The sequence below is a fragment of the Granulicella sp. S156 genome (genome assembly GCF_009766105.1).
Taxonomy (GTDB): Bacteria; Acidobacteriota; Terriglobia; order Terriglobales; family Acidobacteriaceae; genus Granulicella.
Window position 1 is genome coordinate 102,528 of sequence record NZ_LMUH01000008.1, and the last position, 18,927, is coordinate 121,454.

Consider the following 18,927-nt stretch of genomic DNA (forward strand, 5'->3'; position numbering starts at 1 on the left):
ATAGGTGCCGTCGACGACGATTTTCCCTCACTTTTACTTGGGTGGTTTCTGGCAGAAATTCAGGCTTCATAAGAAGCTCGGAGAAAACAAAATGTATTGCAAACACTTGGCCAGGTGTATCGCGAAGCGGTCGATGCAAGTCGTCTGCTTTTCGATCTTGATGGTTGTTATTCCGATGTGCCATGGACAGGAAACCTTTGCCGTCCTGGGAGGAAAGGTCTTCGACCCTGACAAGCGTGTAGTGCCAAACGCCACCGTTGTTGTTACCTCGGACGAGCGCGCTACGCAGTGGACGACGACCACAAATGGAACGGGCTCATGGCGTGTAGACGATTTGATCGCCGGCCACTATCACTGGGAGATCAGTAGCAACGGATTCAAGACACTTTCCCACTCGTCGATTGAACTGCAAATTGGAGACCAGAAATTTGTCGATGCCACGCTCGCACTCGGCATAGCGAATGAAACAATCGTCGTCCAGTCGGCCACACCGCTTATCGATACCACGGCTAGCGTATCGGGTACCGTCCTCGACACCAAGATAATCAGTGAGTTGCCCTCATCGAGCAACACGCCGGTCGACATGTCCAAGCTGGATGCGGCAGTCATCTATCCGGCATCATCGAGTGATCCTCACCTCTATAACAATGCCAACTTATCGGCGAACGGAGTGAGAGCGGACGGTCTCTCCACACTCAATTTCACAATCGATGGCGGCACTGATGTCCACAGCCAGGCTGGTTCCAACTACATTGCGTTTGTTCCACCGAGCGATTCGGTCGGCGAAATGCGAATTGTGACCAACGCCTTTGACGCTTCGATCGGTCGCGAGTTGGGGACGTCCATTCAGATGTCCATGAAGTCCGGAACGAGCCAATATCACGGGACTTTATACGAAATCAATCAAAATGCTTTTCTGAATGCGCGCTCCTACGCGAGCGCACCCACCACTCCGCTGCCCCCGGTGCATTTCAACGAGTACGGCGGGACGGCAGGCGGCCCGATTATGATACCTAAGGTCTATGACGGCAAGAAGCATAACTCATTCTTCTTCGTCAGCCTGGACCAGCTTCGCAACGGGTCGCCGAACACCGTTAGTGGGAAAACAATGAGCCTTCCAACTGCACTGGAGAGGCAAGGAAACTTCAGTCAGTCGTTTACTACTGCCAGTGTCGGCGGCAAGTTGACGCAATATCCAATCCAAATCTATGACCCGCTAACGTGGAACGCTGCCACGGGACAAAGAAGTTTGATCGACAATAACGGCACAACCATTCCCTCGAACCGAATCAGTGCTGTGGCAAAGGCATACTTTGCTCTCATGCCATTGCCCAATCAGCCCAATGACGCCGCTGCTAACAACTCGAACAACTATCTGAAGACATCTGATAGTGACCAAAACACAATGACAACATTGTCATTCCGAGTGGATCAAGCCGAAAATAATGATCATCATACCTTCGCCGAGTTTCGTTGGAGCAAGTGGACAGACGATAACTATGACCCGTTCGGTCACGGTGAGGCTGAGGTTCTATCCGATGTAATGGAGACGCGCAAAAACTATGGGGTCACGGTCGGTCATGCGTGGACACTCTCTCCCAACCTGGTGCTGGAATTGAATGCCAACTTGACCGCATATCGGGACACTACATCCAGCAAAGCGGTAGGAATAGATCCCACGACCTTTGGTTTTTCTGACGCGCTGGCGGCGGCGCAGCAAGTGAAAGGACTACCACTAATCACCGGCGTAGGAAGTGGTTGGGATGAGAGCGGCATGGGCATGAATCAGGCCCCGAACTATGCCGATAACCTGCTTTGGGAGTTCTATCCCACGTTTACGCATGTCCTGGGCAATCACACGTTACGTTACGGCGTGAACTATACGCTTCAGCAAGATGCCGAAGGTTCCCTGACCAACGGAGAAGTGACTTTCGGCTTCGGGACGAACTGGACGACAGAGAATCCCAATGCCACAGCCGGTACGGGAGAAGGGTCGGACACCGCATCCTTTCTGCTCGGGTTGCCGACCTCTGGCTCTCAGGAACAGAACGCTACTGCTTTCTGGAGCCTGCCCTCTTTCTCTGCCTACGCACAGGACGATTGGCGGGCCACCCCGAAGCTGACGCTTAACTTGGGCTTGAGGTGGATGGTTCAAGGCGGGATCACGGAAAGGTTCAACCGATTCTGGAGTCGATTTGACCCCAATGAAAACCTTCCAAACATCACGGACTTCATTCAGCCAAAATATGCTGCCCTAGTGGGATCCCCCGGCACGAATCTCGGCCTTCAGGTTCTGGCGCAATATGGAGCGACTCCAAGTAATTTCAAAGCGCTCGGAGCCGTACAGTACGCGGGTGTCGAAGGTACGCCCAGAACAGTCGAGGACAACAAATATACGTATTTTCAGCCGAGGCTGGGATTCGCCTACCAGCTTCATAGCAACATCGTACTCAAGGGCGGCTTCGGACGCTTTGTTGGTCCTCCACTTTTCGATGTTTATCGTGCCAGCCAGACCGGGTTCAGCGCGTCCACGACCTTTCAGCCAACACTGGACACGTACCACACTATCAACGCAACGATGGACAACCCTTTTCCGGGTGGCCTCACGCCGATCGTCGGAAGTGGCAATGGAATTTACACGAACGCCGGCGGTATCACCAGTTACTACGACCCGAAAGGAGGGCCGACTTATACATACGAGGCTGCCCTTCATTTGGAACACCAGTTGGGTAACTGGTTGCTGGATTACGGTGCGACGCTGGATTTGGCGGGCGGGATCTATATCAGCTACAACTTGGACAATATGCCTCCAGCAGCTTTTGTGGCAGAGTATGAATCTAGATTCGATGCTACTGGGCGTCCGTTGGATACATTGCCGGGTGATCAGCCAGTCGCGAATCCATTCCTGGGTGCTCCATATATCACCAACGGCCTGCAGAATGACACGACCGTAACCGTCAATACACTTATCCATACGAATCCGCTCGGATGTTGCAGTGTCACCAAACCTGATGGGCGCTCGGATTTTTATGGAACGCAGCTTAAAGCAGAACGCCGTTTTAAGCACGGTCTGGGAATGGTAAGCAATTTCAGTTGGACCAAGAAGATGGACACGACTGCTTACTATACCAATCACATTTTTTCCACAAACCTTAAGCGCACATTGAGTGGTGACGATATCCGGTTTCATATCGTGGTGAGCCCGACATATGTACTGCCGTTTGGCCGTGGAGAATTAGTCGGCCGCCATGCCAATAGTTATGTCAACAACATCATCGGTGGCTGGGAGGTTTCAGGAATCTATATCTTTTCTTCCGGCACACCCGTTTCGTTCCCGACGAATTCAAGCTACTGGGATGGGCAGGACCCAGCACTCAAGTCTGGAAAAACCCGGGAGAAATGGTTCGATACCTCTCACTTCTACCCATTCCCTACTAAGAGCTATTCGACAGCTACTATCGCGAGTTATCCTGCCTGGACGGGAGTCGAAGGCCTCCCCGGTGCCTCGTGGCAACCGACTTCATCAACCGATACAGCGAGAAATGGCGTTTACAACGACTATCGTTTGTGGAATACGAACAACTCGCCGTATTTTGGCGACGTTCGGAATCCTTATAGCAACAACCTCGACCTCGGGGTGCGCAAAACTTTCTCTCTTTACAGAGAAACAAAATTTCAATTTCGATTTGACGCGTTCAATGCCCTGAATCATCCTCTGATTACGGGACCAGATGTAACTCCTGGAGACGCGTATTTTGGGCGTCTGAGTGGAACCATCAATTACGCGGCATCCAACCAGTCTCGTGTCATTCAATTGGGTGGAAAGATCATTTTCTAGCCGGGCGAGTGCCGCAATAATTTTGTAGGCCTCGACATCTGATTGTCGGGGCCGCTTCTAAGCGATGAAATCTTTCCTAGCGTTCGAAAGTGCATCTGCAAGATGTTGCGACTCTAGCCGGTGTGTGCTTTGAGGGGCGTTCCTTTGAGGATATTGCTTTGAGCGTTTCAACCCTGAACGCCAAGGAACCTGCGTTGCTTGCTCGTGTTGGCGCGATGAGTAGTGTTGCGTCATGTGTTCATGCCGAAGGAAGGGGTGACAAACGGCATTGTGCGGCTGTGGCCTTCCGGCCCGCTTCCGGTACCGATATAGAGGTTGCCCCATTCCACGGGATCTGCATTCGCATCCAAGGTGAGACCTGTAAAAAGAAGAAGGATACCGAGAGATCGTATTCGAGAGATCAACGAAGTACAGAGGATAACCCTAGGTTGTCGAAAGGGATGCTGCCAAAAACTCATTTCAATTCCTTACTTGGCGTAGATCCTGTAGATCCAGACTCGACAAATCGTGGGTCGATAGCAGTAGTGATGACTCGCGTGAAGTCTTCCACTGAGCAGGCATACGCTGGCGCAGGCCCACTGCATCCGGGAACGAATACCGGACCAACCGACGGTTGCTCCGTTGCGGTGAGTGGCTTCAGAAAGCGTATCTGATCCAGCGTCTGGCTGATGAAGAAGATCTGCACGGTATGCACGTGAGTCAGTTCGCTATAGTGAACCTCGAAGACCAGTGCACTGCCTGGAGGAGTCGCGTTAAACGTCTGGTCGGGCAGTAGCCAGTCGAGATGCAAAAGGCCACCCAGCCAAGAGAGGTTTGAGTCATGTCCATCCAGCAAAAAGAAGTGGTCCTGCGGTGTGCCAAGTTGGCCCGCAACCGTGACTCCACTGACGATGCTGATGATGGTGTCTCGGAGATGCGCGGCGAGATCCGAGGCGGCAACCTGTGCTTCGTAGGGAGTTCGGAGCATGAAGTCGTGATAGCGCGTGTTCATCTCCATCAGATCATTTAGATCTTCCCGATCCACACGCCCCCAGCCGACCTGACTCATCGGCAAGCCCTCTGTGTACTCGAGTAAGAAGTTCTCGGCGAAATCGGCTCCCAACGCGACGGGATTATCCGTGTGCGCATCCCGCGGAGAGGATAGGCCGTGGTCCACCGTTACCGTGCGGAAGTCGGGCTTGGAGGGATCACAGCCAACGCCACTGCAATCCGCCAGCACATGGTGCATCTTCCCAAGCGGTCGGAAGAATGCATTGGTGAACCAGGCAGGCTGATTCGCCATTCGGCCCAGTGTCGCATCACCGACTTTCCGGTGGTCTACGAAACTGCTCGAAGACGGCTCGAAGAGAGGGTTGGGCGCATTCGTGCGGACGTGCACGTCGACTCTGCAGTCCGGCGCGAGACCGGATATCATCGCCTTGCCTGAAGCAACGGTGCGTTGCGTCGTGTTCGCTTCCACGTAAATGCCGCGATGGTCGCAGGGTACATGCTGAAGCAGCGACGGATATCGTGAGCGATAGTATTCGCCCAGCAATTTGAGTGCCTCGGCACCATGCGAGGTCAAGACTCCGGGAGCAGCAGGCCACGCTGGCCACGGCTGAGCGTTATAGGCGCTGGAGCGTGTCTCGCTTTCAATGGGTGCCCGTACGCCGTGCCGCGCCAGCACAATTACTGCCTGTATCTGGTCCTCGTTCGGCGCAGCACTCTTCTGTGCCAATGCTGCATGAGAAAAAAACAGGAAGACGAGCAGAATCAGGCTGCTTGATTGGCCTTTAACATCGGTCCGGAAGCAAAAGTTCGGACTGTGCTTCTGCAGGCGAGGCAAAGCTAGAAACATCGGCGATATAACCTCTCAGTGGGTCGGAGTCGAAGCCGCCGATGCGGCCGGACGAAGATCCCTCGCGTACTGTTTCAGATACGGGGGCAAATCCTCATACTGGTCGGTAGCGATAAAGTTTACACCCGCTGCGATGGCAGCCTTCCATCTCAGGATGACAGCATCCTTCGAGCCAAAGTTGTAATACTCTCCCCAGCCTTGGTCGTCCCCAGGCTTGAAGCCGTCGAGAGTATAGAAGCGTATCCAGTAACCGAGCTGGTGAGCGTGATCGACAAGAGCGCGCAGACGCGCGTCATCTGCCTGCGTCCAATCACCCGCATGATTCTGTCCTCCCTCTTCGACGGGATACCATGAACTGTTCACCCAACGGCGATAGTTGGTGGGGCGCTCTGTGAGTAACTGTTCAGGAGGGGTCACAACGGCCCAGTGCATTAGCTCCTGCATCGGCATGCCTTTGGGGTTTACAGGATCGTGCGCCGCGCCGAAGATGCGCAGCTTCGCACCGACCGGCACTTGGTCGTAGAACACCTTCTGCTGCTCATCGGAGTCTTCAGTAATAGCCAGAATAGGCCTCCGCTCAATTGGAGATAGTTGGTGAGGATCATCCGTCTTGACGGCGGTGGAAAGCCACGGCTCGTATTCGCCCAACAGCTGCCAGACGGCATTTAGAATCGCCGGCTGGTTATCCTTGAAATCGAAGTGCAGGACGACGAGCGGCCACTCCTTCTTTTTATTCTGAGCAATTGCCTTCTCGATGACAGGCCGAACCTGCTCAAAGAAATAGTCGCGTAAGGTTGGCTCTTCGCCGGTAGGTTTGGGCGTATGAGAGACGACGACACGTCCCTTTCCGGTCGTGGGATCTACATACCATGCCAAGTCCTGCTCGATAGAAACCGGAAATCCTGACCGCAGCGCGCGCTGCACCCGGTCGCTCCAGTGCCCCTCATAGGGATAACAGTTATGCGCGTCCAGTATCGGATGGTTGTGATTCAGAAAGTCCAGATCAGGGCCCTGCGCGACCGCCGTCGATAAAGCGGCTGCCATTCCTATCCACGTAAAGAAACACAGGTATTTTCTGAATGACATTGTAAAACCCTATTCTGCCATGAACTGGCGTTCTAAGCTGGCTACGTCTCTGTCCGATTCTGCAAAACAATCAGCGTCGCCATTGTGGAGTGCAACGCTGATTGGTGCTTTGCTAGAAGGATAACCGCAGAGCAAACTGCATGAAGCGGGGATCGCCTGCAAGCGACGTAATCGTGCCGACGCCACTGTCAGTCAAGGCTGAATCAGGCTGCGAGAACAGCACGCTATTCGTCAGGTTGAAGACCTCCCAACGGAACTGGAGCTTCGTCTCTCGATAGAGGGCGAAATCGCGCGTCAGAGAGAAATCAAAGACGTTCGTATGCGGTCCGCGCAGCGTATTGGTGCCTCCATCGCCGTATGGGTCGGAGCTTGAGGGCAACGACCATGCAGCGGAAGTGTTGGGAGAGAGCGTCTGGCAGGCTGCGGTCGGGGTGTAGAACCAGCAATTCGGGCTTCCAACGATCTTCGGTTTGCCGATGAGGTTTGGAAGCGATGTCGCATTGCCATTCGTGTCGACGAGGTCCGAGAGATTTCCCCCTGAGGTGACAGTAAAAGGAAGACCCGATGAATAGGTATAGATACCGGATGTCCTCCAGCCTCCGAGCAATTCGGATCCCACACCACTTGAGAGAAACGGCTTACCGTGACCAAAGGGCAACTCGTAGAGATAGGACACGACAAGACGCTGCGGCACATCGGAACTGCTCAACGCGTTCGTGAATGTCTGCTCGTAGGTGGTGCCTGTGTTCTTTGACCACGTATAGGCCGCCTCAAGCGACACGCCACTCTCGTAACGCCGCTGCGCGGAGACCTCGAGACCGTTGTAATTCCCGACGCCACTCGCTCGAGAATATTCCAGGTATCCAAAATTCGGATACGGTAAAGTGGTTGTCCCGCGGATGTATTGGTTAAGGTCCTGGATCACATCGAGGTGAGTCGATTTGGTACCGACGTAGTCAGTAGTAAACACCACCTTTCCAGGCAATCGACGCTGAAAACCGAGGCTCCACTCCTGGGAATAAGGAGTAGGTGAAGCTTGCTGCATCGCATGGATATGGAGCAGCGAATAGTTGAGATTGGTCGGGCTGAGAGTGTTGGCAGGAAATCCCTGCTGGAGGAGAAAAGCCGGCTGCAACGCGGCCAGATTCGGATACGCGGTTGATTCGATTAGATCCGGTGGGTTGAGAGCCAATTGGTCTTCACTGCCTGCGCGCTTGAATAGGAGATAGTAAATGCCGTATCCACCGCGAATAACGGTCTTATCGTCGGGAGAGTAGGCCGCGCCGAAGCGCGGAGCGAAGTCATGGTTGTTTACCTGAACCAATGAGCGTTTAGACAGGGACCCGCTGGAAGCGAAGAGCAACGACCCGGCACCTGCGGGATCGAAGTTAGCCAACTGGTTCTTCGCCGAATAGGGGGGTGTGGCGAAGTCATAGCGCAGACCAAGGTTGAACGTCAGTTTGGGCGTGACCTTCCAATCGTCCTGTGCGAATCCCGAGACCATCCAGAGGCGCTGGTCGACGAAGTAGACATTGGAGAGGCCGCCTTCGTAGACCAGTCCAAGTAGCCCGTCGGCATATGCCGAACCATTCCCTGGAGTGGCGCTTTCGGCTGTAAAGATGCCAGCAAAGGCCAGGCCTCCGTTCATGTAATCCTCATCCTGATAGATATTGCGCATGGGCGCGCGTAGATCTCCGCCGAAACGGAAGAAATGTTTCCCTTTGGTCCAGGAGACTGTGTCTGTGTACTGAAATTGCTGCGGGACCTGTTGCTTGGGCAAATAGGCTGGAGATCCGATGGTGGCATTGTTGTCCGAAACATATTCGGTGATGCCAATACCGCCTGCGGTAGCCGGATTGGTTGGAACTCCCGGAATATACGCGTCAGGGCTGTTTAGTCCGAAGGGCTGCTGCCTGTCTTGAGAGAAGTTCCGGACGAATCCGAAGCGGAAATCATTGGTGAGCGCGGGACTGAGGATGCGGGTCCATCCCAGCGCTATCGACCACGACTTCAGAGTGGAGTTGCCCCACGAAGAGGTGGAACTGCCATCTGCGATACCACCAAAATCTCCACCGACATCGCGGATTCGGCTGGAACCCGTATAGCGGATGAAAACAAGGTCCTTGCTGCTCGGATCCCAATCCACTCGCGCGTCATAGCTATCCGTGTTATCGATGATCGGAGCTGTTCGCGCGTAGTTATTGAAGTCACCGGGCAGATTCGGGAGCGGGAAGGCGTTGAGGATCTTTGAACCGAAAGGATCGAATGCCGTGGATGGAATCGTGTTATTCAGGAAGGGCTTGCCGGTGGAAGGATTGTACAAAGTCGCATAGGTGACGTTGGGAGCACCGGCAGCCGCGGCAGCCGCAGTGGTGAAGACGCCGGCGCGCTCATTCGCCAGTGGAACGGTGGAGATGCGATTCACACCCTGGGCGATGCGGGTTCCTTCGTAATTGAAGAACCCAAAGAGCTTGTTCTTGATGATGGGTGCCCCGAGGTACCCGCCGAACTGGTTCTGGTTCAGTTCAGGCTTCTCGATCCCTTCCTGGTGGCTGAAGTAGTCGTTCGAATCGAAGACCTTGTTGCGCAAGTATTCGAAGAGAAGGCCGTGATATTGGTTCGTTCCACCCTTGGTCGATACGTCCACCTGGCCACCGGGGCTGCGACCGTAGACCGCCGTATAGGCGTTGCTGATGAGCTTGAACTCACTGATTACGTCCACTGAAGGGCGTGCCGCCGATGCAGAAAGTTCCTGCAGATTCTCGGAGAATGTATTGTTGTCGATGCCGTCGAGGATGTAATCGTTCTGCTCATCCCCGATTCCATGGATGACGAAGAGACCGGTGCTGCCGGATACGCTGCTCCCGCTCTGCTGAGTGAAACGCTGCATCTGGACGCCTGGTATCAGACGAATCAGATCATCCCAGTTACGTTGATAGAGCGGAGTCCCAACAATCGTCTGGTTATCGATGACCGTGCCGATCGAAGCATCATCACGCGATAGTTGTGGTCCTTCTGCAGTGACATCTAACTGGGTCGTTCCGCCCGATACCTTAAGACGAAAATCCTGCCGACCGTCTTCCGAAGGGTCAAGCATCAGTGAAACTTCCTGCTCCTGAAATCCCGATTGATTCGCAGAAACTCGATAATGACCCACCGGAAGTCCGACAAAGGTGTAGTAGCCCGAGTGGTCCGTCGCTTTGGTACGAGTTACCTGTGTATCGATATTGGTTTCCGTAACCTCGGCACCGGCTACAATTGCCCCGGAAGGATCGGTGACTCGACCCGAGAGAGACGCTACGCCTGCCTGTGAAAACATCTTGAGGGGGAGTGATAAAAGACAGAAAGCAAACGCGCAATATCGGAATCGTGAAGCGATCATCGAGCACTAACCTATAGGTGGTGGGCTGGATAGCTACTTTTAGATGGCAGGACAACTGCCCTGCAAGACCAAAGATGATCCAACCCTAAGTCATCCAGAGTGCTACGCCTGTGCAAGACACCGTATATTAACGTGCCTAATGTTTCACTTCGGGAATTAGTTCAGTTGGCTCAAGAGTTTGTGCGTTTGTGAAAACTTGATGACCCTCCGAAAACCGCCCATGCCCACTGAATCCGAACAATTAGAATTCCGATGACTTTGAGTGCTCAATGAGTGATTCGGAGATTTGAACTTGGGGTCAATCTATTGCCAACGGGACGTGCAGAAGGTCAGAAGGCGACGTTCATAAAGCTGGTCCCACTTCCGTGAACCCCTAGCGTTGGCTAAGCCACATCAACGGGAGTTCTATGCTGAGTTGCGTCACATCGAGGAGGGGAACTCTTTGACTCTGTCATGCGTAGTATGAGGAGGATGCAGCAACTTTACAGTTGGTCATGGGTCGAAGCTCAAGTCGCACAGACCATCGAGGTTTGGAATGCCACTGCGGCCCTCTCGGTACCGGGAGGGCCGCAGTACGGACGGAAGGAACAGCTGAGAAGAGAGAAAGCATACGATGAAGCCTTGCGAGCTGTTGAGCGGGAGGTAAAGAAAAATCCTCGGACCAGAGCAGAGCGCATAGAGGCACAGGCTCGAATCGTAGCGTCATTCGCAGAATTTTCGACGATTGCGCTAGATCTGGGGGAGACTGCAGTGCATCTCCTCACAAACGATTTCTTACCAGTCGCTACAAGGCTTGCACGGTGGGCAAGACAGTTCGACGCGAGCTTGAGCATGGCCGACATTATTCAGGCGTGCCGCAATGCCTGGACCGCATGCGGATTGCAGCCGCTGCTCGGCGAGCGAATTGGGATTACGCCATCTATCCTGGGATACAGCCTCCTATATCCCTATAGTGATAATTATTTAGACCGTGCGGACATCTCTGCTGAGGCGAAGCTGCAGTTCAGTCAGCGTTTTAGAAACCGGTTGCGTGGTGAGAGGATTCCTGCCCAGGGGGATCGGGAGGCAGCAGTATGGACATTGGTTCAATTGATCGAAGGCCAATACCCTCGCCTGCATTACCCCCAGGTGTTTGACTGCTTGCTGGCAATCCATCGAGCGCAGGAGGAAAGTATCGCTCAACTAGGGCACTGTGGCCAGAGCAGTGATGACGAGGTATTGCGGATGAGTTGCGCGAAAGGTGGCAGTTCCGTATTGGCCGACGCCTGCATGGCTCATGGATGGCTCACCGGGGAAGAAAGAAGATTTTCATTCGAATGGGGCGTGTTACTCCAATTGGGGGACGATTTGCAGGACGTGCGTGAGGATATGCGGCGTGGCTCGGCTACATTGTTTTCGCGCGCGGCTACACTCGGCATACCACTGGATCGCCTCGTGATTCAGCTCCTAAACTTCAGCGAGCAGGTAGGGGCTCGAATGGACCGCCTGCCCAACGGTACTAAGGAACTAAAGGAACTGCTGAGGATGAGTTGGCGATCGCTCATCATTGGGGCCGTAGCAGACTCACGTGAATTCTTTTCTCCTGGGTTTGTAAACGAAGCGGAGCGCTGTTCTCCGTTTGGCTTTGAATATCTACGAACACAACGAGTGAAACTATCGAGCAGGCACGGTCTATATTCCATCCTCTTCGATGCCTTCCTTGAAGCACCTGAAGACGGCGATGGCCAACCATCGCTTCCCTACCCCCACAGCGCCTGAAAGGTTCGAAACCAAACGAGATATCTTGGTTTCGCACCTCGAATTCATCCGAGCGGCCGCTCTTCTCGTTAGCAATTTGGAACGGAGGCCCCTACAGGAGTATTTAGAGTCCCTGCAGCGCACAATTCGGTGAAGTTCTGTTCCAGGTCCAGGGCGTGGATCGTTGTCTCTCACTTACAGCTGCAACAAATTGCCGAACTGTGAAACAGTCACGCTCCTACTTTTGGAGGATTCGCATAAATGCATGACTGGTGTAACGTGGTCGCCAAAGGCAGGAGGGATACCAGGAGCTTATGAACTTGATCTCACGGCGTCGATTTGTGCAGGTTGGAGCTGCAGTTATGTGCACGCGTTTGGCGCGGACGCAGCCAGCGCGGTTACCGCTGCTACAGGTCCCGATTGGGCTACAGCTTTATAGTGTAGGCGACGATCTACAGAAGGACGTTCCCGGGACACTGCGGCAAATTAGGGCGCTTGGGTATGAGCGGGTAGAGACGGCAGGATTTGCGGGGCTGACCGCCAAGGCGTTTCGTACTCAGCTCGATCAGGCACGGTTGGTGTGTCCGAGCACGCACCTGCCGGTGGGAAACCACGAACTGGGTCCACTCTTCGAGGATGCACACGTCGTCGGTGCACGGTATGTAGTGAGCTCGGCGCTGTTTTCTAAGAGCGGAGATCAAACACTCGATGATTACCGCACAATGGCGGACCGGCTCAACGATCTGGGACGCAAGGCAAAGGCCGTGGGACTTCAGTATGCCTACCACAACCACAACTTTGAGTTCCGCAAGTTGGACGGCGACAGGATTGGGTACGACGTGTTGCTGAAGCATACGGACCCGGAGCTGGTAGCTTTTGAGCTGGATTGCGGCTGGATAGTGGCGGCCGGATTCAACCCGATTGAGTATTTCCGCCACTATCCGGGACGCTATCGGATGCTGCACGTGAAGGATTTTGTTGCGACGACGGGGCCGAGCACATCGCTCGCAAAGGATGAGCGGCCGCAGGGTGTGGAACTGGGACGTGGACATATCCACTACAAGCCGATCCTTCTTGCGGCGGCCGAGGCAGGCATCCACGACTACTACGTGGAGCAGGAGCCGCCGTTCCTCGACATGCCTGCGCTCGCGGCGATAAAAGTTGATTATCAGTATCTGCGTACCTTATAGATACGCGAGCTGCGGAGGGACGAATGAATCGTAGAGAGTTTGGAAAGATGGGTGTGGGAGCGGCTCTGGCGTCGACATGGCCTGTGGCCGCGCAGAGCGTTGGCGCGGCAAACAAAGTGCGATTCTCCTTCATGCTGTGGGCACTCGAGAAGCAGGCACCGTTCGACCAATGCCTGGAATGGGTGGCCGAAGCGGGGTACCAAGGCGTTGAGTTGGTGGGTGAGTTTCAGAGCTGGTCGCCCACGGAGAGAGCAGCCACCATGGCGAGGATGCGCCGCCTCGGGATGATCTTTGATGCTATGAGCGGAGTGAAGGCAGGATTCGCGGTGCCGGCGCAGACAGAGACGTTTCGTACGCAGTTCATTGAACAGATGAGGGCGGCGAAGGAACTGGAGTGTTCGAAGATTATTCTGCTCTCGGGCAAACGGGTAGAGGGGCTGCGCGACGGCGTGCAGCGGCAGACATCCATCGATAATCTTAAGTGGGCAGCCGAGAGAGCGGCAAAAGAGCAGATCGACATCGTGATTGAACCGATCGATCTGCTGGAGAATCCGACCATCGATCTGGCGTCTGTGACGGATGGCTTCGATATTGTGCAGGCAGTCAACAGCTCGAATGTGAAGGTTTTATACGACTTCTACCATGAGCAGCGGAGCTTCGGGAACCTGATCGAAAAACTCGAGAAGAACATCGAATGGATAGGCCTGGTGCATGTGGCCGATGTGCCGGGACGGCATGAGCCGGGGACGGGCGAGATCGACTACGAGTCGATCTATCGTAAACTGGCCGAGTTCAACTACAGCCATTGGATTGCGATGGAGTACTACCCGACCGAAGAGCCCGTAGCATCCCTGAAAAAGTCACGGATGGAAGCGCTGCGAGCTATGAAGCAATAATCCAGAAGATCCGACTGCATCTGCGGCTGGAGATGAAGCTAATTCGTCTCTATGCTGATCTGCGCAGAAACAAGCGACGGCGAAGATGCCGAGAGTGTGATCTGTCCGGGACGTCCGTTCGATTGGACGAGAACGAGAGCCAGGCCATTGAAGGCCCGTCGACTGCTGGCTTTATAAGGCTCATGGCTGTCGGGTTGGCCATTGTCAACGCCAAGAATGTGACCAGCGCCCGTAAGCGAGAAGGTCATTGCGTTATCGGCAGTAGGAACAATGCGGCCTTGTGCGTCCTGCACGGCGACGGTGATATGAGCTACATCATCCGGCGTGGTGCGGAGCCGTTGCCGATCATTCATAAGCGCTAGCTTCGCAGGTGCTCCGGTAGTGTGAACCTCAACGGCTTCGATAGCCCTGCCATCCTTAATGCCCTTCGCTGTGATGGTTCCAGGCATATAGGGCACATCCCATGTGAGGTGCAGGTCTGCGGTAGTCTGGAGCACATTGGCACCCGGCGGGTAATTGCCATAATGTCCGACCATACCGGGTCGCGGGAAGCTATAGCCTTTTGTGCCGAGGCTTTCGCCGTTCAGAAACAGCTCTACGGTCTCGCAGTTTGTGAAGCACGTGACGGGTATCACCTTGCCCTCTTTGCCGAGCCAGTTCCAGTGGGGCTGTAGATGCAAGACGGGTTGCTTCGTCCAGATGCTTTGGTAGAAATAGAAGCTATCTTTTAGAAAACCGCAGGTATCGAGTGCGCCGCTCACGGCAAGCTTGTTCGGCCACTTCGCTTCACCGAGATAATCGATACCAACCCAAAGAAAGTCGCCGCTCACGTAGTCGTAGGTCTGGACAAACTTTTGCTGTTGCTCGACCTGGATGAGATTATTCGTTGGCCGTTCCAGGATGTCGTCGATCGGCTGCTCGGTAAAGTAGACGCCGCGTGCGCCGCGCAGTGCAGAGCTCTCGGTGCCGATAAAACGACGCTGCGGAGAGGCCTGCCTGTCGATGCTGGAATACTTCTCGCGACGGTCGCGCCAGCGGTCCACATAGTTATATCCGACGACATCGAGCTTATCCAGAAAGTCCGGAGGCGCAGCCTTGGGCTCGGCGGCGATCTGATCACAGCCGACGGTGATGGGCCGCGTGGAATCCTTGCTGTGGATGATCTCGATGAGATGCTGGAGGGTAGCAGGGCCGTCAGGAGCAGTCTGGTCGGGAACCTCATTACCGGCGCTCCAAATCACGATGGACGGGTGGTTGCGGTCGCGCTCGATCATGGCGGTGAGGTCGCGCTCCGACCACTCATCGAAGTATCTGTGGTACCCATAGGTCGGCGTCTGCCCTTTCGCGTGCCGCCACTCGTCGAACGCCTCGGCCATCACCAGAAATCCCATGCGGTCGAGCATGTCGAGCAGCTCCGGTGCGGGTGGGTTATGGCTGAGCCGGATAGCGTTGCAGCCCATTTGCTGAAGTAGTTCAAGGCGGCGCTCCCATAGCCGCTCGGGTACCGCTGTGCCAACCGCGCCGCCGTCGCCGTGAATACAAACACCGTTCATCTTGACGTGTTCGCCATTGAGCAGAAAACCGCGATCGACGTCGAAGGCAACATGCCGGATCCCGAAGTTGGCAGAGTCCTGATCGATTTGCGTACCGCGGGAGCGCACGGTGCAGCGGGCACAATAGAGGCGCGGCGTAGTTGTGGACCACAGCGCCGGGGAGGCCACGGTGAGCGTCTGAACCACCGTTGTCTCGGCATCCTTGCCGAGGGTGTGCGGCGTTGTGATCTGCTGAACGGCCTCGCCGTCAGGCGAGAGAATCTCGGTCGTCAGTTCGAGGCCGGCATCATGGACGCTGTCGTTACGCAGATGAGTGGTGACCTCAATCGTGGCGCTTCCGCGTGTGATGGACGGCGTGCGGACATAAATACCGTTCTCGACGATATGGATTGGATCGGTGATCCGGAGCCAGGTGTGACGGTAGATGCCGGAACCGGAGTACCAGCGGCAGTTGGTCTGGAGAGAGTTGTCGACGCGCACTGCGAGGCAGTTGGGCTTGCCCGGTGGCGCAAGATGTGACGTGAGATCGTAAGAGAAGCTGATGAAGCCGTAAGGACGCATGCCCAGCGAGATGCCGTTGATCCACACTTCGCTCCGTTGATAGACCCCGGCAAACTGAAGAGCGATGCGTCTGCCATGCGCCGAGGAGGGCACTATGAAGTGCCTTGCGATACCAGCCGATGCCGGTAGGCAGGTAGGCTCCATTTCCCTTGGCGGGAGCGTTTTCGTCGAAGCTTCCTTCGATGCTCCAGTCATGGGGGAGGTCGAGACGGCGCCAGGCCTCGTCTTGAAAGTCGGGTGCCTGCGCGCCTGCGGAGTCGCCGAGCAGAAAACGCCATCCACGGTCGAAGTTCGCGCGGCGTTCCGGCAGCGATTCATGGTTCGTGTCGGAAGAGGCGTCGAGCCGAAGGGCGGAAGCGGCTCCGGCCATCGCTACATCACTAAGAAAGTCTCGGCGGGTGATAGGTGACATCGTGGGGCCTTTCTCTGGTTCACTTCTGGCAGAGAAGCTTATCGCGAAAATCGATTGCTGCGAATCCGCCGAAAGGCGGATTCGTATCGATGTGGCGAGCGAGTAGGCTTGATGCGCATTCAAGAAGCAGTCCTAAGCGAGGCAACAGCATGACGACGTGGCGGGCAATCTGGCTCGGATTCTTAACGGCGGCGGGACTTCAGGTCGCTGCTATCAACGCGACTCGCGCTGGAGCGCAGAGTCCGCAGCAGAATCAGGCCGGTATGGCTCCCTTTACGATTGAGCTTCGGTGCGGCGGCGCATTCTCCGGCGGACGGTCACGACTACCTAGTACGAAATTAGAATCGAGCGCTAGATGACACGACGGTTCACGTTGCAGTGGTTGACGGGCGTTCTAGTTGGCGTAGCGAGCATCGCCGCGTGCGCCCAGCATACCGATGACCATGTGGTAGTTAAGTTATGGCCGAAAGGAGTACCGGGGGTGCAGGTCGATGCAAGGCCTGAGACAGTGCGGATCTCCTCGGAAGGCGACCACGTCATCACCCATGTTGCTGAGTCTTCAATCACGCTCTATCTACCGTCGCTACAGACTGCCACAGGTGCGGCCGTGATTCTGGCGCCGGGTGGCGGACACAGCGAGCTCTGGATCGACCATGAGGGCTTCCGCGTGGCGGAGTTTCTGAGCGGGCACGGGGTTGCAGCCTTTGTACTGAAATACCGGCTGGCGCGGGAGAAGGGATCTTCCTACACCGTCGAAGGGACGGAGTTGGAAGATATGCAGCGTGCGATTCGCGTCGTACGGAGTCGAAGCAGCCGTTGGGGAATCGATCCGGCGCGCATCGGCGTGATGGGATTTTCAGCAGGTGGCGAGCTGGCGGAGTTGGCAAGCACTCGCTACGATACCGGTCGCCCCGGCGCGGAAGATCCTGTGGAGCGAGTAAGCTCGAAGCCGGACTTTCAGGCGCTGCTCTATCCAGCGATTCCGCAGGAGCCGCGACTGACGACGCAGACGCCAAAGGCCTTCCTCGCTTGTGGAGCGATGGATAGAGTGAACATCTCGCAGGGGCTGGCGGAGTTCTATCTGGCTTTGGCGCGGCTGCACGTATCGGCGGAGCTGCACATCTATGCGGGCATGGGGCACGGGTTCGGTATTCGTGACAGCAACACCAAGCCGGTCGCAGACTGGCCGGAGCTTTTTCTCGAATGGATGAGGGGGCAAGGGCTTTTGAAGTAATGGGGCAACACTAGCCAACGAGCCGACGAGTGGCATGGCAAGAGGGTTATGGCCGCTCGCTTCCAACAATGTGGAAGGCCGCCCAGTTCTGGCGCAGGTGCTCGATCGATTTGGTTCCAGTCAGAACGATGCCGTCGAAGGATTGCCCTTTGAGGAAGTCGAAGGCGGCCTCACGTGTAAACGGCTGCACGGCGTAGAGTAGCCTGCCCATGCCGAAAGGACGGTTACTGACGGCAAGCAAACCGCTGGCGGTAGCGCGACGGGCGATTTCGCGGAACTGCACCGAAGCCGGATTGAACGGGAATTGAAGGACTGAAAAGCCCCGAATGGAGAGTGCAAGATCCGCGGACTCGAGGTCGCTGACACTGGCGCCGAGATTAGGGATACCGAGGGAGCAGGCGTAATCCATAGCGCGCTCGACGTCGCGGCTGCGCAGAGCCTCCGGCGTTGTCTTATGGAGCTGCAACAGGTCGATTCGGCCGAGACGTTCGAGGCTCTCATCGAGGCTCCGTGCAAGAGCGTCGTAACGATGATCGACGAAGGACTGCTGGCGACTCTGATCCCAATGCTCGCCAAACTTGGTAGCAACGGTCAGGGAGGCGCGTTGCGCAGGCGGGAGACTTGCGAGAAAGCCGGAGAACCGCTGCTCACTGACACCGTATGAAGGCGCGGTATCGAAGTAGCGGATGCCAAGCGTAAATGCGCTTTCGAGAAGCTGTTGAACCTGCGTCTCGGGAGGAACCGTATCGTCGGTGTGGCCCCATGGCTTACCGATACCAATCAGGCCAAGACCGAGAGCAAGGCGTCGCCCCGTGATTGGAAACGGAGGGTTGCGCAAAGACCAGCGCGGCAAGATGTGGATGGGAGCGGATTCAACGTAAGATTCGGTCATGGCGTGGCTCGTGGTACAAGATGGAAGCACGGAACTATGCGGACAGAAATCCGGAAGGACAGATCGCTTGCGTGGCACCGGTCCAGGAAACGTGTTATCGAAATATCCAATACCCGCACATGAGGAATACTACCTTGCAGTGACTCGTCGTTCACTCCTACTTTCGACGGATTCGCATTCCACTTTTTAGGAGTAGCGTGGCTTTTGATCAGTAGTACGGTCTTCACCGTCCCCCTCGATCAAGAGGGGCGGCTAAAGTATCTGCCGTATTATTTTTTGACGTTGTGTGTCCAGATACATTTCAGGCAA

The 18,927-nt window shown here is 55.4% G+C and carries 10 protein-coding genes; 5 read left to right on the forward strand and 5 right to left on the reverse strand.

What is annotated here, in order from left to right; genetic code table 11:
• The first annotated feature begins 133 nt into the window (after positions 1-133).
• Positions 134-3,838, forward strand: coding sequence for a TonB-dependent receptor (locus GSQ91_RS07390; RefSeq protein WP_158820671.1), 3,705 nt, complete (start codon positions 134-136; stop codon positions 3,836-3,838).
• Positions 3,839-4,292: 454 nt separating this feature from the next.
• Here GSQ91_RS07390 and GSQ91_RS07395 read toward each other — a convergent pair whose 3' ends face one another.
• The 3 genes from GSQ91_RS07395 to GSQ91_RS07405 form a co-directional block, all read right to left on the reverse strand.
• On the reverse strand, positions 4,293-5,675 hold the full coding sequence (locus tag GSQ91_RS07395; protein WP_158820672.1) for a histidine-type phosphatase: 1,383 nt from the start codon (positions 5,673-5,675) through the stop codon (positions 4,293-4,295).
• A gap of 15 nt (positions 5,676-5,690) precedes the next feature.
• A complete protein-coding gene (locus GSQ91_RS07400; RefSeq protein WP_254064406.1) occupies positions 5,691-6,719 on the reverse strand; it encodes a hypothetical protein in 1,029 nt (342 codons plus the stop codon).
• A gap of 154 nt (positions 6,720-6,873) precedes the next feature.
• Positions 6,874-10,080: a TonB-dependent receptor gene (locus GSQ91_RS07405; RefSeq protein WP_254064407.1), complete on the reverse strand. Its 3,207-nt coding sequence runs from the start codon at positions 10,078-10,080 to the stop codon at positions 6,874-6,876.
• Between the two features lie 894 nt (positions 10,081-10,974).
• Between GSQ91_RS07405 and GSQ91_RS07410 the strand changes: the two genes are divergently transcribed.
• The 3 genes from GSQ91_RS07410 (at position 10,975) to GSQ91_RS07420 (ending at position 13,966) form a co-directional block, all read left to right on the forward strand.
• Positions 10,975-11,901 (forward strand): hypothetical protein, encoded by a 927-nt coding sequence (locus tag GSQ91_RS07410; protein ID WP_158820676.1) that lies wholly within the window; start codon positions 10,975-10,977, stop codon positions 11,899-11,901.
• A gap of 341 nt (positions 11,902-12,242) precedes the next feature.
• On the forward strand, positions 12,243-13,070 hold the full coding sequence (locus tag GSQ91_RS07415; protein WP_158820678.1) for a sugar phosphate isomerase/epimerase: 828 nt from the start codon (positions 12,243-12,245) through the stop codon (positions 13,068-13,070).
• 23 nt (positions 13,071-13,093) lie between these two features.
• On the forward strand, positions 13,094-13,966 hold the full coding sequence (locus tag GSQ91_RS07420; protein ID WP_158820680.1) for a TIM barrel protein: 873 nt from the start codon (positions 13,094-13,096) through the stop codon (positions 13,964-13,966).
• A gap of 38 nt (positions 13,967-14,004) precedes the next feature.
• Here the strand turns inward: GSQ91_RS07420 and GSQ91_RS07425 are convergent, their stop codons facing one another.
• Complete coding sequence (locus GSQ91_RS07425) at positions 14,005-16,173, reverse strand: glycoside hydrolase family 2 TIM barrel-domain containing protein (protein ID WP_254064408.1); 2,169 nt, start codon at positions 16,171-16,173, stop codon at positions 14,005-14,007.
• Positions 16,174-16,847: 674 nt separating this feature from the next.
• On the opposite strand from GSQ91_RS07425, the gene GSQ91_RS07435 reads away from it, so the two are divergent.
• Positions 16,848-17,726, forward strand: coding sequence for an alpha/beta hydrolase (locus GSQ91_RS07435; protein ID WP_158820686.1), 879 nt, complete (start codon positions 16,848-16,850; stop codon positions 17,724-17,726).
• 46 nt (positions 17,727-17,772) lie between these two features.
• Here the strand turns inward: GSQ91_RS07435 and GSQ91_RS07440 are convergent, their stop codons facing one another.
• Positions 17,773-18,618 (reverse strand): aldo/keto reductase, encoded by an 846-nt coding sequence (locus GSQ91_RS07440; protein WP_158820688.1) that lies wholly within the window; start codon positions 18,616-18,618, stop codon positions 17,773-17,775.
• Between the last annotated feature and the right edge of the window lie 309 nt (positions 18,619-18,927).

Excerpts from the sequence above, each read along its gene's own strand:
- GSQ91_RS07390 (WP_158820671.1), top strand. The coding sequence starts at position 134 with ATGCAAGTCGTCTGCTTTTCGATCTTGATGGTTGTTATTCCGATGTGC.
- GSQ91_RS07395 (WP_158820672.1), bottom strand. The coding sequence starts at position 5,675 with ATGTTTCTAGCTTTGCCTCGCCTGCAGAAGCACAGTCCGAACTTTTGC.
- GSQ91_RS07400 (WP_254064406.1), bottom strand. The coding sequence starts at position 6,719 with ATGGCAGCCGCTTTATCGACGGCGGTCGCGCAGGGCCCTGATCTGGAC.
- GSQ91_RS07405 (WP_254064407.1), bottom strand. The coding sequence starts at position 10,080 with ATGTTTTCACAGGCAGGCGTAGCGTCTCTCTCGGGTCGAGTCACCGAT.
- GSQ91_RS07410 (WP_158820676.1), top strand. The coding sequence starts at position 10,975 with ATGGCCGACATTATTCAGGCGTGCCGCAATGCCTGGACCGCATGCGGA.
- GSQ91_RS07415 (WP_158820678.1), top strand. The coding sequence starts at position 12,243 with ATGTGCACGCGTTTGGCGCGGACGCAGCCAGCGCGGTTACCGCTGCTA.
- GSQ91_RS07420 (WP_158820680.1), top strand. The coding sequence starts at position 13,094 with ATGAATCGTAGAGAGTTTGGAAAGATGGGTGTGGGAGCGGCTCTGGCG.
- GSQ91_RS07435 (WP_158820686.1), top strand. The coding sequence starts at position 16,848 with ATGACACGACGGTTCACGTTGCAGTGGTTGACGGGCGTTCTAGTTGGC.
- GSQ91_RS07440 (WP_158820688.1), bottom strand. The coding sequence starts at position 18,618 with ATGACCGAATCTTACGTTGAATCCGCTCCCATCCACATCTTGCCGCGC.